Annotated in this window: 11 protein-coding genes; all 11 read left to right on the forward strand. The window is 62.8% G+C overall.

Going from position 1 to position 14592, the window contains the following annotated elements; genetic code table 11:
* Nucleotides 1–27 precede the first annotated feature (27 nt).
* The 11 genes from EPO61_01035 to EPO61_01085 all read left to right on the forward strand — a co-directional run bounded on the left by EPO61_01035 (nt 28) and on the right by EPO61_01085 (nt 14552).
* On the forward strand, nt 28–741 hold the full coding sequence (locus EPO61_01035) for a glycosyltransferase family 2 protein (GenBank protein TAJ10893.1): 714 nt from the start codon (nt 28–30) through the stop codon (nt 739–741).
* 155 nt (nt 742–896) lie between these two features.
* The gene (locus EPO61_01040) at nt 897–2396 is read left to right on the forward strand and encodes a B12-binding domain-containing radical SAM protein (protein ID TAJ10894.1); all 1500 of its coding nucleotides are present in this window, start codon (nt 897–899) and stop codon (nt 2394–2396) included.
* A gap of 28 nt (nt 2397–2424) precedes the next feature.
* Nucleotides 2425–4041, forward strand: coding sequence for a radical SAM protein (locus EPO61_01045; protein ID TAJ10895.1), 1617 nt, complete (start codon nt 2425–2427; stop codon nt 4039–4041).
* 315 nt (nt 4042–4356) lie between these two features.
* Nucleotides 4357–5535 (forward strand): glycosyltransferase, encoded by a 1179-nt coding sequence (locus tag EPO61_01050; protein TAJ10896.1) that lies wholly within the window; start codon nt 4357–4359, stop codon nt 5533–5535.
* The gene (locus tag EPO61_01055) at nt 5532–6620 is read left to right on the forward strand and encodes a glycosyltransferase family 1 protein (GenBank protein ID TAJ10897.1); all 1089 of its coding nucleotides are present in this window, start codon (nt 5532–5534) and stop codon (nt 6618–6620) included. The genes EPO61_01050 and EPO61_01055 overlap by 4 nt, the downstream gene beginning before the upstream one ends.
* A gap of 65 nt (nt 6621–6685) precedes the next feature.
* Nucleotides 6686–8620 (forward strand): asparagine synthase (glutamine-hydrolyzing), encoded by a 1935-nt coding sequence (asnB, locus tag EPO61_01060; GenBank protein TAJ10898.1) that lies wholly within the window; start codon nt 6686–6688, stop codon nt 8618–8620.
* Nucleotides 8621–8719: 99 nt separating this feature from the next.
* A complete protein-coding gene (locus tag EPO61_01065) occupies nt 8720–9796 on the forward strand; it encodes a hypothetical protein (GenBank protein TAJ10899.1) in 1077 nt (358 codons plus the stop codon).
* A gap of 68 nt (nt 9797–9864) precedes the next feature.
* Complete coding sequence (locus tag EPO61_01070; protein TAJ10900.1) at nt 9865–10839, forward strand: polysaccharide deacetylase family protein; 975 nt, start codon at nt 9865–9867, stop codon at nt 10837–10839.
* A gap of 29 nt (nt 10840–10868) precedes the next feature.
* Entirely contained in the window at nt 10869–11174 is a 306-nt protein-coding gene (locus EPO61_01075) for an acyl carrier protein (GenBank protein TAJ10901.1), read from the forward strand.
* Nucleotides 11171–12859 carry an HAD-IIIC family phosphatase gene (locus EPO61_01080; protein TAJ10902.1) on the forward strand — a complete coding sequence of 563 codons (1689 nt, stop codon included), beginning with the start codon at nt 11171–11173 and terminating at the stop codon, nt 12857–12859. Before EPO61_01075 ends, EPO61_01080 begins: the two co-directional genes overlap by 4 nt.
* Complete coding sequence (locus tag EPO61_01085; protein ID TAJ10903.1) at nt 12852–14552, forward strand: SDR family oxidoreductase; 1701 nt, start codon at nt 12852–12854, stop codon at nt 14550–14552. The genes EPO61_01080 and EPO61_01085 overlap by 8 nt, the downstream gene beginning before the upstream one ends.
* Nucleotides 14553–14592: the final 40 nt, after the last annotated feature.

Genomic DNA, 14592 nt, shown 5'->3' on the forward strand with positions numbered 1-14592 from the left:
GTTAAAGAGCAAACGGAAGGATTGTGCATGAAAAAACTCACGGTAATCATTCCGGCATATAACGAGGAGGAGATGATCGAGGCCGTGATCTGCCGGGTGCAGAAGGCGGATATCGGCAATCTGGAGCGGGAAATTATCATCGTCGATGACGGGTCGCGGGACAACACGCGAAACATTCTGCGCAATATGCAAGAACCCGAGATCACCGTGATCCTGCACGAGCGCAACCGCGGCAAGGGAGGCGCCATCAAGACCGGGCTGGAGGCGGCGACCGGCGATGTGGTGATCATTCAGGACGCAGATCTCGAATATGATCCGAACGATTTCCGGCAACTGCTTGCGCCGATTCTGGCGGGAGACACGGAGTTCGTAATGGGATCGCGGTTCCTGATCCGGGAGCAAACATACCAGTGGGGAGGGAAGTCGCCATTTTTTACCCACTACATCGGCAACAAGGTCATTATTATGGTGACCAATCTGCTTTATTGGAATCGGGCCACGGACTACGAAGGATGTTATAAAGCGCTGACACGCCGTCTCATGTGCTCGCTGGCGATCCGATCTGAAGGGTTCGAATTTGACAATGAGATGATCTGCAAAGCGTTGCGGTTGGGGCATCGGATCGTCGAGGTGCCGATTCATTATGCTCCGCGCAGCTATAGTGAAGGCAAAAAAATCACCTGGTGGGATGGCATGCGCATGCTCTGGACGATCGTCAAATGGCGCATCCGTCCTTTGTAACGGCTGGGCCCAGGGGGAGCCATTTATTTGTTGCCTGTAGGTCGGAATTTGGATAGCATGAGCATCCTTGACTCCAGGGTGGCGTGGCGCCGGTTTCGGATCCTGCGCGGGCGCAATTCATCGGATGAACCGCGGCATTGGATGAGAGAGCCGTCATGGTGAGCCGGATCTGCCTCATCATCCCCCCTTCGATCTTCCTGCTTGACGAGCGGGTGTTCATGACGCTCGGAGTTCTGAAGGTCGCGGCTGTGCTTGAGCAGGCCGGGGTCGAGGTCGAACTGCTTGATTTATCAGGGGTGGCCAATTACGAAGATGTTGTCCGCGATCATGTGGCGTCCAGCGGGGCCAGGTGCTACGGGCTAACCGCCACCACGCCCCAAATGCCCGCCGCGACCAAGGTCTATCAGGTCATACGCTCAGTTCGTCCGGAAGTCCGAATTATCCTCGGCGGCCCGCACGTCACCCTGATCCAGGCGGCGTACAAATACGAGCAGAAACGGGGGGTGCCGGGCCGGGGAACGACGGCGATCCGGCAGCTCCAGGAGATGTTCGACGTGCTGGTTACGGGCGACGGAGAGCTGGCGGTCTTTGAGGCGTTGAAGGATCATCCCCCGAAACTGGTGGACGGCGATGATCCGAAAACCGACCTATTCCTGAACAATCAGGCTCTGACCGAATTGCCGTTTCCGGCCAGACATTTGCTGGACGTCGACAGCTATCGTTATACGATCGACGGGGTGCGCGCGCTGTCCATGATCGCGCAGCTTGGCTGCCCCTTCGGGTGCGGGTTCTGCGGGGGTCGCATGAGTCCGTTTCTCCGCCGCATCCGGATGCGGACATCGGAGAACATCGTGCGGGAAATGGTGCACTTGCACGAGACGTACGGTGTCACGGGGTTCATGCTGTATGATGACGAGTTGAATGTGAACCCGAAAATCGTCGAGTTGATGGATTTGATCGCCAAGGCGCAACGCGATCTCGGGGTTGAATTCAGGCTCCGCGGGTTTATTAAGTCCGAGCTCTTTACGGACCAACAGGCCGAAGCCATGTATCGGGCGGGCTTTCGATGGGTCCTGATCGGGTTCGAGTCGGGGCACGAGCGCATCCTCACCAACATCCAGAAAAAAGCCAGCCAGGCGGATAACACCCGCTGCATGGAGATCGCCAAGCGGCACGGCCTGAAGGTCAAGGCCCTGATGTCGCTGGGGCATCCCGGAGAGTCGGAGGAGACGATCCGTGCCACGCGAGACTGGTTGCTGGCCGTCAAGCCGGCGGATTTCGACGCCACGGTGATCACGACCTATCCGGGGACGCCGTATTTCGACGAGGCGGTGCAGACGCAGCCCGGAGTCTGGACGTACACGTATCAGAAGACCGGCGATCGTCTTCACAGCATCGAAGTGGACTATCGCCACGTGGCCGAATACTACAAAGGTGTGCCGGGGGAATACACGTCCTATACCTACACCGACCACCTCAGCGCGGAAGAATTGGTCCGACTGCGCGATTGGCTCGAAGCCGACGTGCGCGGCAAGCTGAATATCCCGTACAATACCGGTACCGCCGCCGTCCGCTACGAGCATTCAATGGGCCAGGGCGGCATTCCGCCCTCGATTCTTAGAATGACGACCCCCCTCAGCATGAAAAGCACATGAGCGGCCCACGGTGGGGCGAACGGAGAATATGAATCTGATCACCCTTGAAGAGAGTCAGCCGCAGGCTCCCACGATGACGCCGTCCGGCGGGCGCAAGTCCATCGTCCTTCTGAGGCCGCCTATGGTCGTGCCGAGGTGGGCGCATGTGTCCTCCATCTGCCCCCCTCTCGGGCTGGCTTACGTTGCCGCCTCCATCCGGAAGGCGGGGTTTCAAGTCCGTTGCGTGGATGCTCTGGGTGAAGCCCCCTTCCAATGCCTGGTACTGGAGAACCCCAATTTTCTTTCGTACGGGCTGCCGATTCCTCAAATCGTCGAACGAGTCGGCCAGGTGGACATTCTGGGCGTTTCGCTGATGTTCTCGCATGACTGGCCGGTGCACAAAGCCATCATCCAGGCCGTGCACGAAAAAAATCCCGGCGTGACGGTCATCTGCGGCGGGGAGCATATCAACGCCGTTCCGGAGTTCTGCCTGGGGGACTGTCCTGAGATCGACATGTGCGTGATGGGCGAAGGTGAAGAGACGATTATTGACTTATTGAATGCACTGCACGATGGACGGAATCTCAACGCCGTCCCCGGCATCATGTTCCGCGCCGACGGAGGATTTATCAGAACGCCGACGAGACCCCGTATCCGGAAGCTCGACGAAATCCCCTGGCCGGCCTGGGATCTCTTCCCGCTGGAAACATACATGGCCAACGGGCTGGGTTACGGGGTTAATCCGGGACGGACTGTGCCGCTCCTAGTGTCGCGGGGATGTCCGTTCGAGTGCACCTTTTGCTCGAGCCCCCAGATGTGGACGACGCGCTGGCAGGCCCGTCCGGTCGACGATGTGCTGCGCGAGATGGAGTATTACGTTCAGAACTTTCAGGCTCAAAACTTCGACTTCTACGATCTGACGACCATCATCAAGAAGGACTGGATCAAGGAATTTTGCGAGAAGGTCATTGCGAAGAACTGGAACATCACCTGGCAAATGCCGGCGGGAACGCGTGCAGAGGCGCTGGACGCCGAGGTGCTGCCCTTGATGTACCGGTCGGGGCAGCGGAACATCAGCTATGCGCCGGAGAGCGGTTCCCCCACGTCCCTCAAGCTGATCAAGAAAAAGGTCAGCCTGGATCGAATGAAGGTTTCCATTCGGAACGCCATTAAGGAAGGCATGAACGTGAAGCTCAACATGATCATGGGGTTTCCTCATGAAACGAAGAAGGAGATCTTCGAGAGCTTCCGGTTTCTGCGGGAGGTGGCCATCCTCGGCGTGCACGATGTCTACATCGCCTGCTTCTCCCCCTACCCGGGATCCGAGCTTTTCGAAGAGTTGCAGCAATCCGGCCGCATCAAGGCTATGGACAGCGATTATTTTCTGATGCTCACAAGCTACAGCGATATGCGGTATTCCTATTCCTACTCGCCGCACATCTCGAATCGTCAGCTGACCGTCTACCGGCTTGGCGGCATGTTGATGTTTTACGTTATCAGTTATCTTATCCGGCCATGGCGTTTGTTTAGGGTCTTGCGCAACGTTATGGCCGGCAAAGAGGAATCCCGGCTGGATATGGCCTTAGGTCAGTTGCTGGAACGGCTGCGGAACAAGAAGGTCGCCTTGCAGGACGTGGAGCGGGCGAGCCTGGGAGCCAACCGGTGAGGAGGTTTGCCCGCGGGCTGCTTTGCCTTGGCCTGTGCCGTCGAAACCGCTGTTCATTGTTGTAAACGTTCCTCCCCGTCCGCCCCGCCCCCTCCATGGAACAAGATAGATTGCTGACAGAGATCATGCGGACGGTCTCCACGCGGGAACTCCAAGAGGTTTGAGGTCATATGGAGATGTCCGCCGCAGCTGCGATCTGACGATCGCCCCCGGACTCTTTCTCGCGCACTCAATCACTCTCTCCCCTTCCCGGCTCCCGTCCATGTCGTCAATGCGGTCAGCGTCCCAGGCAGAGCCGGGGGATGTCGAATTATCATGCGGGCATTGTTTGTCTCATACAACGGGGCGCTTGATTCACTGGGGCAGAGCCAGGTGCTTCCCTATCTGCGCGAACTCCAGCGTGATGGGCATGCCATCAGGCTCTTGAGTTTCGAGCGGCCGGCGGCCGAGGCCGGGCAGCGTGCGGCCGCCCTTCAGGAACAGCTGCGAGACCGAGGGATCGGCTGGACGTGGCTGTGGTACCACAAACGCCCGCCGGTCCTTTCCACGCTGTGGGATGTTCTCTTGGGGATGGCCGTGACCTTCTGGCTGACCGTCCGGTATGGAATTCATGTTCTGCACGCGCGTTCGCAAGTGGCGGCGGCCATGGTCTGGCCTGTGGCCCGTCTGCTCCGGCGCCGCTTTGTCTTTGACCTTCGCGGGCAGATGGCCTACGAGTACGCCGATGGCGGGACCTGGTCGGAGGGCGGGCTCATTTATCGCCTGGTCGAGCGGGCGGAGCGGCGTTTTATCAAGGATGCGGATGCCATCGTGGTATTGACCCGAGTCCTGGCCGGTGACTTGCGAACGGCTGGCGTCCGTCCGCCCGTCGTCATTCCGACCTGCGTGGATCTTCAACTGTTTGCCCCGCCGGCACCAGGGGGCCGGTTGGCAACCATGGCCTACTGCGGGTCGCTCGGAGCCCGATACGCGCCGGAATTGCTGGTAGCCTTCTACCTCGAGGCCGCGCGGAAGATTCCGGGGCTCCGCCTGCTGTTGCTGACGCACAGCGATCCAAGTCTGGTGAAACAGATGCTGGCCGACGCAGGTTCTCCGGCCGAGCGGTGCAACACCATGCAGGCGCGGCACCAGGAAGTGCCAGACCACTTGACCAGCGCGCTCTTCGGAGTGCTGCTCTTGCGTGGGGCGCGATCGCTTCGCGGAGCCTGTCCTACCAAGGTGGGGGAATACCTGGCCGCCGGGCTGCCAGTCGTGTCAAGTCCGGGCATCGGAGATCTGGACATGCTTCTCGAACAGGAGCGGGTCGGGGTCGTTCTCAAGGGCCATGACCCGGAGGCCATCTCGGAAGGGGTTGGCAAGCTGATCGAACTGCTTGCCGAGGGAGAGCCGATGCGAACCCGGTGCCGCCGGTTCGCGGAAAAAGAATACTCCGTGGCCGGCACCGGTGGGCCGGCCTACCGCACGCTGTATCGAAGCCTTGAGTCGCGCCGATGAGGATCCACTTCCTTGTTCCCTACCCGAAGGATCAGGCTCCTAGCCAGCACCTGAAGTTCGAGCAGTACTATGACCGCTTTGAGCAGATAGGTTTCGAGGTTATCCATGATGCTTTCTACAGCAAGGCGCTCTATCGGACGCTGGCGAAATCCGCGCTGCTGGGAAAAGTGGCGGGAGTGCTGTGGGCCTGCATCAAGCGGCTGCGGTCATTATGGATCGCCTGGCGGAGCGATCTGGTGTATATCAGCCTCGAAGCCCTGCCGCTGGGGCCCCCGTTGATGGAGTGGGTGATCGTCCGGATCCTGCGACGGCCGATGGTCTACGACATCGACGACCTGATCTATCTGAAGAAGCCCGGCACTCGTGATGTCCTGCCGAATCTGGTGAGCCGCAAGTGGAAGGTGAAGTGCCTCATGCGCATGAGCCGGCACGTCATCGTCTGCACGCCTCACCTGGAAAAAGTGGCCCGAAGCGTCAATGACCGCGTAACTCGCATCTCCTCCACCATCGACACGGAGAAATACCGGCCCCGCACGCAATACGAGACGGTCCGTGTGACCGTCGGATGGAGCGGAAGCTTCTCCACCTCGCCCTATCTGCACCTATTGGACAATGTGCTCCGAGCACTCCAGCAACGGTACGGCGCGGCCATCTATGTCATCGGGGATGCCAACTTCTCGATCCCAGGGGTCGAGGTCAAGGCGATTCCCTGGAGGCTCGAGACCGAGGTGGAGGACCTGCTCAGGATCGACATCGGACTCTATCCGTTGCCGCATGAGGAATGGGTGTTGGGCAAGAGCGGATTGAAAGCGCTCCAATACATGGGATTGGGAATCCCCACCGTTCTGACTCCCGTCGGCGCCAACCTGGAGATTGTGTCTCACGGGCAGAACGGGTTTTTTGCCGACAACGAAGAGGCGTGGATCACGGTCGTCGGCAAGCTCATCGAGGACCCGGAACTGCGGGCCCGGATCGGAAGGGCCGGCCGGAGGACCGTCGAGGAGAGGTATTCGGTCGAGAGCAACTGGCCGTCGTACCGTGACATCGTGCAAACCTCCCTGAGCGGGAGATCTGCCGGCGCGTGAACTCAGGCCGGGCGGTCCGGCACAGGGAGAGCGAACGTGAGAATTGTGTGCGCGAGGAAGCGGTAATGTGCGGAATATGCGGGATCCTAAATCTTGACGGGGCGCCGGTTGATCTCCGTGTCCTCGGAGGCATGATGGCGAGCCTGACTCATCGTGGCCCTGATGCGGAGGGCAGCCATATCAATGCCCGGCCGTCCTCGTCCCAGGGGCCCGCCGTGGGCCTGGGCCATCGCCGGCTGTCCATCATCGATCTGAGCCCCAAGGGACGGCAACCGATGGCGAACGAGGACGACTCGCTCTGGATCGTCCTCAACGGAGAGATCTACAACTTCCGTGACCTTCGCGCGCAGCTTCAATCCAAGGGGCATACGTTTCGGTCGGACTCCGATACGGAGGTGGTCCTCCATCTGTACGAGGAACTGGGAGACAAATGCGTCGAGGCCCTGGACGGAATGTTTGCCTTCGCGCTGTGGGACGAAAGGCGGAAACGGCTCTTCCTGGCCAGGGACCGTGTGGGCAAGAAACCGCTCTTTTACGGACAGGCCGGCTCTACCTTCGTCTTCGGGTCCGAGGTGAAGGCACTCCTGCAGCATCCCGCCGTCGCCGCCGAGATCTCGTTGGAAGCGCTTCCCTGTTACTTCACGTTCGGCTACGCGCCCCAGGGACAAACCTTCTACCGGGGGCTGCACCAACTCAAACCCGCTCATGCCATGATGGTCGAGGCCGATGGGCGGATGGAGACCTGGCGGTACTGGGATCTGGATTTCGGGGCTCCGCGGTCCCGGGAGCCCTCGCTCCCCGAGGCGACGGCGCGCGTCCGCGACCTCGTGACGGAGGCCGTCCGGAAGCGTCTTGTGGCTGATGTGCCCGTCGGGGCCTTTCTGAGCGGCGGTCTCGACTCCAGCATCGTCGTGGGCCTGATGAGCCGCCTCATGGACAAGCCGGTGAAGACCTTCAGCATTGGCTTCACCGGTGATCCGGACTTCGACGAGACGCGTTACGCGCGGATTGTGGCCTCCCATTTCGGCACGGATCACACGGAGTTCATCGTCGAGCCGAAGGCCATCGACCTGATTGAACCGCTGGTCTGGCACCATGACGGACCCTACGGAGATCCCTCCGCAATCCCCACTTCCATCATGGCCAAGCTGACCCGGCAACACGTGACCGTGGCGCTGAACGGGGACGGGGGCGACGAGCTCTTCGCGGGCTACCTTCGCTTCCAGGCCGCCCTGGCCGCGGACCGGCTGCCGCCCGCCCTCGGCCGCCTGGCCGGCCGGATTCTCAGCGTCGTCCCGGAGCCCAAGGCCTACCATCACTGGCTGCGGCGCGCCCAGCGATTTTTTGCCGCCGCCTCGGACGGGCTCTTTGAGCGCCTGCAGCGCTGGACCGCCTTCTTCGATGCGGATCTGCGGGAGCTGCTGCGGCCGGAGGTCTTTGCAGGCATCCCGGTGGGCGGCAGCGGGTACCCGCCGGAGCTCATTGCCAGGACCTCCCAGTTCTCGACGCTGTCCAAGGTCCTGTATGTGAACTTCATGACCTATCTTCCGGAAGATCTGCTCGTGAAGATGGACCGCGCGACGATGATGCACAGCCTCGAAGGGCGCTCGCCGTTCCTCGACCACCACCTGGCCGACTACGTCGCCGGACTTCCGGACCACCACAAGCTGCGCCGGGGGACGACGAAATATGTTCTACGGACGGCTTTTGCCGACCTCCTACCCCAGGAAATCCTGCGGAGAGGGAAACGCGGGTTCGGCGTTCCACTGGGCGCCTGGTTCCGCGGCGAGTTGCGGGACTACCTCCAGGAGAACCTGCTCTCCCCGACCGCCCTCTCGCGCGACTATCTGCAACCGGGTTTCGTCGGTCGGATGGTCCGGGAGCACGTCGATGGCTCGCGGGACCACGGAAATCGTCTGTGGGCGCTGCTGACCTTCGAAGTATGGCTGCGCATGATGCGCGACCAGGCGGGTCGGCGGCCGGGAGCAGTCCGCGCATGAACGGATGCAACGGTGCCTGGCGGCGAGCGGTTCTGCATGGGGCCCGGGCCGCAGCCTGTGATCGAGGCGCGAGTGCAGCCGGCCGTTAGCCTGTCTGCCATGAACGGCACCCTCCCTGTTTTGCCCAGCGACTACGACGCGCTGTCCGACTTCCTGGCCGGGTTTCCCGGCGAGACCAACCCGCGCTCGTTCTGGCTCGACCGGTTTGCCTTGTGGTGGGACCGCAATCCCGCGTTCCGGGCCGGCGCCGAGAGAGGGTGGCTGCTTCGGAAGGACGGAACGGTCGTGGGCTTCTGCGGGATGGTCCCCTCCTGGTTCCAGCGGGGCGGCGAGGAGACAGCGGCCCTGACCGCCACGACTTGGCGCGTCCTGCCGGAGTTCCGCAGCCAGAGCCTGACGCTCTTCCTCGCCGTGCTCCGCGCCGCGAGGGACACCGTGATTTTCTGCACCACCCCCGGCGAGGCCACCGTAGCGGTGCTCAAGGCGATGAAATTCCAGTTGCTTCCCAGGGGCGACAGTCAAAGGAGCGTAGTGCCCATCCATGCGAGCCGTGTGGCGGCGGCCCAATTGGAAGACCGGTGGGGAGGGTCTGTGCTGGCGGGAGTGCTGGCCCGCGGACTGGACTTGTGGAGCGCCACGCGGCTCCGGCATCTCAGGCACGCGCCGAGCGGGGTCGAAGTGCGTGAGCTTGCGCATGCGGACGTCCGGTTCGACGGGCTGTGGGAGCGGACGAGGGGGCGTTACGCGAACACCAACGTGCGGCGTGCCGAGGTCATCAATTGGTTCTGTTTCGGCCACCCGGGGATGCGGAAGACGCTCCTGGGGGCCTATGTCAACGACGACCTGGTGGGCTACGGGATCTTCCGTCTCAACGCCGAGAACCGGTTCGGTTTGAAGGTCTTCGAATGCCTGGATCTGTGGCCGGACCCGGCCGAGGGCCGCGTGCTGCAGGCACTGGTGCGGGGCGCCACGGAACACGCCGAGGCCCACGGCTACGACCTGCTCGCCGTGCCGCATTTCTCCTCCGGCCTCGCGAGCGGGCTGAGGGAATTGGGCCTGATTCAGTTGGCGGGGCGCGAGAGACGGGACTACTTTCGAACGGAGGGCCGGAATGCCGGCGGCATGACGGAGGCCAATTCCTATTTTGTTGCCGCACAGGGAGATGACGGTCTGTGAGCGCCGGGCGGGCATGCAAAGAGGGGCCGGTCTTCCTGCTGCGTGCAGGATGCGGGCGTGGCTAGGCGGTGCTCTCAAGGGCAGGGCTGAAATGGGTCTACTTCACAGGGCTTGCCGCCATCGGCCGGGGCGCCGGCCTGCTGCGGAGGATCCGGCGGGACAATCTGGTGGTGGTGCTCAACCTGCACCAGGTGTCGCCGCGGTCCAACCCGTTCTGGAGCCCCTTGCAGCCGCGCCTCTTCGAGGACCTGCTGCGGTTCATGAAGCGCCACTTCGACGTGATCACGTTCGGCGAGTTGGCTGCGGCGAGAGGCAGCCGCCCGGTTGCGATCCTCTCGTTCGACGACGGCTATTACGACTTTGTCGAGTACGCGATGCCGCTCCTGCACAAGCACGGGATGCGGGCCAACCAGAACATCGTGCCGTCCTGCGTGGAAAGCGGACGCCCGCCCTGGAACGTCCAGCTCTCGGACTTTCTCAATGGCGCGCCTAGGACGCTCATCAACGAGCTGCGGCTGCCGGGCTTTGCCGAGGGACTGGCCGGGGACGACGTTGACAGCAAGACACGGTACGGGGTCGCGTTGAGCCGGTTCCTGAAGACGCGGTCGAGGCAGGAACGGCAGCCGCTCTGGTCCCGTGTGGAACAGGTCATGGAGAAAGCCGACTGGACCATGACCCGCATGATGAGCGCCGCCGACGTCCGCGCGGCCGGCGCCAGCCAGGAAATCGGCGTCCACTCCTACGCGCATGATTCGATGGAGTTCGAGAGCGACGCGTTCTTCGAGGAGGATCTGGACCGGTGTGTCGCGTATTTCGAGGACATCCTCCGCATGCCCCTATCCATCTATGCCTTTCCGAACGGGAGCTACCGTCCGATCCACCTCGAGATCTTGCGTCGCCGGGGGATCAGCCATATCTTGCTCGTGGACGAGAAATTTGCCAGACGGCCCTGCGCCGTCTGTCCCCGGTTCACCATGTATGGGGATTCGCCGGCGGAAACCCGGTTTCGGGCGCTCGGGTACTACGCGCAGGGCGTGGGTTAGACGCGACACACAAGAGTTGAACGATGGACATGGCGACGAAAGACAAGGTGCTCCAGGTCATTTACAGCGGCATCGATGCCGTCAACCAGGTGTCAGCCAAGGAGGCCCGGTTGAACAAGGAGCCGGAGACGGCCCTGATGGGAGAGGCGGGGAAATTGGACTCACTCGGACTGGTGAATCTGATCGTGGCGATCGAGCAGAAGCTTGAAGAGGAGTTTGACGTGACGGTCAACCTGGCGGACGGCCAGGCCATGTCGCTGAAGGACAATCCCTTCGCCACGGTGTCGACGCTCGCCGACTACATCGCGGGGATTTTGGAGCAACGGAAGCCATGAGCGTGCCGGTCTTCAAGGGCGCCATCATTTCCGATTTCAACGCCGGAAACTTCGAAGGGTGCCTGAAAAACAGCGAGGATCTGCCCGGCGTGGATCCCGTGCTGGCGCCCTTCGGCCAGGTGGTCCCGGCGCTGCTGCAGGACGACTTCGAGTGCTGGCGGAACGCCCCGGATTTCGCCGTGGTGTGGGCGCGGCCGCAGAGCGTCATCCCGTCCTTCGCCCGGCTGCTCCGCTATGAGACGGTGCCGGCGGATCTCCTGCTGTCCGAGGTGGATGCCTACTGGGCCCTGCTGGAGCGGGCCGGCGCGCGGGTGAAATTTCTCTTCGTGCCGACCTGGACGGCCCCCGCCCACCACCGGGAGTTCGGCTTGCTGGATTTGAAGGCCGGCGTCGGTCCGGCGCACGCGCTGATGCAGATGAACCTGCGTCTCGCCGAGCACTGCGGGAAGTCGCCCAACATCCATCTCCTCAACAGCCAGCGGTGGGTCGAGGCGGCCGGGCGGCACGCCTTCAATCCCAAACTCTGGTACATGGGGAAGATCGCCTTCGGCAACGACGTGTTCATCGAGGCGGCGCGGGAGGTCAAGGCGGCCCTGCGGGGTCTGACCGGCCAATCGAAGAAGCTCGTCCTGGTGGATCTCGATGACACGCTCTGGGGCGGCATCGTGGGGGACTTGGGATGGGAGAACATCGCGCTGGGAGGCCACGACGCCGTCGGAGAGGCGTTCGCGGACTTTCAGCGGACCCTCAAGGCGCTGACCCGGCGCGGCGTGCTGCTGGGCATCGTGAGCAAGAACGACGAGGCGGTGGCCCTGGAAGCCCTCAGACGCCATCCGGAAATGGTGCTCCGGCCGGAAGACTTCGTCGGCTGGCGGATCAACTGGCAGGACAAGGCCGAGAACATCCTGGATCTGGTGAGGAGTCTGAATCTCGGCCTGCAGTCGGTCGTGTTCATCGACGACAACCCGGTCGAGCGAGACCGGGTCCGGGAGGCCCTGCCCGAGGTCTTCGTGCCCGAATGGCCGGCCGACACCACGCTCTATGAAAGCACCCTGCTGAGCCTCCGCTGCTTCAACGCCGCGTCCATCACGGCGGAAGACGCGCAGCGGACCCGCCTCTACGCCGCGGAAGGACAACGGGAGGATTTGAAGCGGCAATTGGGTTCGGTGGAGGCCTGGCTCAAGACCCTGGACGTCCGGGTGACCGTCGAGAGGCTGCAACCGGCCAACCTTCAACGGACGACGCAGTTGTTGAATAAGACCAATCAGATGAACCTGACGACGAGACGGATGTCCGAAGCGGAGCTGTCGGAATGGGCCGCCGGGGCGAACCGTCGTCTGTGGACGATCCGGGTGGCCGACCGGTTCGGAGATTCCGGCCTGACCGGCATCGTCAGCGTGGAGTCCCGTGCCGGCCTCGCCACGATCGTGGACTTCGTGCTGAGCTGCCGGGTGATGGGCAGGCGGGTGGAGGAAGCCATGCTCCATCTCGCCGGCGAATATGCCCGCTCGCAGGGGGCCCGGACCCTCCATGCACGCTATGTGGCGACGGAAAAGAACCGTCCCTGCCTCGAATTCTGGCAGAAGTCAGGATTTGCCGCAGCCGAAGGGGCGCTGTTTTCCTGGGACCTGAGCAACCCCTATCCCAGGCCGGACACCGTCACTATCGAGGGGAAGGATGCCTAGCAGGACGGAAGCCGTGTCGGGTGAGACGGTCACGCAGCCTCCGGAGCCGGCGCTGCACGTCACGCCGGCGGTCGTGGATCGATTCGCCGAGCTCACGGGTGACCGAAGCTCGTTACACATGGATCCCGCCTTCGCCCAGCGATCCATGTACCGGCAGAGGGTAGCCCACGGCATGTTGCCGGTCGTCTGTGCTGCCATGCTGTTCCCGCCGTCCGGGCGCGTGTCCGGATCGATCACGAAAATTGCGGCCCGGTTTCTCAAGCCGGTCTATGTGGGCGATTGGCTGGTGATCGACGCCAGGGCCGTCGGGCCGTCCGGAGCGGAGCCCTCCACCGAAATCGAATACGCCATCAAGAACCGGGACTCCGGCGCGGTGGTCACGACGGTCCAGGTCGTGTGTGGCGCGACGAAGAGAGCGGAGAAGGATTTCCGGACACCGCAGGCCGGCCGTGAGTCGACGGCCGGGCCGTTGCCGAGCAGCCCTCTCACGGAGCAGGAATGGCAATTCGACGGGATTGAGAAAGGGCAGCAGGCGGGCCTCGAGTTCCGGGTCACGGCGGAGAGCCTGGAGCTCTTTCGCCGGCTCCTGCTGGAGGGGCGGGAAGGCGGACAGAGCCCTGATGATCTGCGCGGGATCGGGGCGCCGGACGTGCTGGCCGCGTCGCTGGTCTCGACCTTCGCCGGCATGTGCCTTCCCGGAAAATATGCCACGCTGACGGATTTCGTGATCACCTTTGCGGAGCCCATACGGCTCGGCGTCTCCTATAAGCTAACGGGGACGGTGGAGCACAAGTCTCAATCCACGGGCAGCGTGACGGAAGGGCTTGCGATCCGTGAAGTCGGGGGAGGGAGCCGCCTCGTCGCCACCGGCAAAGCCGGCGTCCGGGTGAACGAGCCGCCGGTCCGGGGGCCGGCCGTCTCCGCGCTCCGCGACCTGGATCTGCAGCTCAAGGACAAGGTCGTCGTCGTCACGGGCGGCAGCCGCGGGATCGGCGCGACGACCGCCAAGCTCCTGGCCCTGCATGGAGCGCGAGTCGTCGTCAATTACCTGCAGGCCGGCAGGGAAGCGGAGGCCGTCGTCGCCGAGATCGCCGAGGCGGGGGGAAGCGCCTTCGCCGCGCAGGCCGACGTGTCCGACCGGGCACAGGTCCGGCGCATGATTGCGGCCGCCTGCGAGCGGTACCGGACGGTGGATGTCCTGGTCAACAACGCCACGGCGGATTTTTACCCCGTACCGTTCATGGAGCTGACCTGGGACCGCCTGCAGCGCGATCTCGACGTGACCCTGAAGGGGGCCTTCAACTGCTGCCAGGAGGTCATCCCGACGATGATGAAGAACGGCGGCGGCAAAATCATCAATCTCTCAACCGTGGCGACCGACGATCCGCCTCCCAACCAGTCCAAGTACGTGGTGGCCAAGAGCGCGCTCATGGGGCTGACGCGGAGTCTCGCCGTGGAGCTGGCGGCGCACAACATCCAGGTCAACATGGTGGCGGCCAGCCTGGTGGAGACCGACCTGGTCAAGCATCTGCCCAAGATTTTCGTGAAAGGCATGCAGAACGATACCCCCATGAAGCGCAATGCCACGACGACCGATGTCGCCAAGGCCGTGGTGTTTCTCGCCTCGGCCCTGTCCTCGTTCACGACCGGCCAGCGCCTCATGGTGACCGGCGGCAACCCGCCGTTCGTCTAGCCGCCCTGGCTGAGGGATCCCGCAAGGCGACGAATTACAA

The organism is Nitrospirota bacterium (assembly GCA_004296885.1).
In the GTDB taxonomy this organism is placed as follows: Bacteria; Nitrospirota; Nitrospiria; order Nitrospirales; family Nitrospiraceae; genus SYGV01.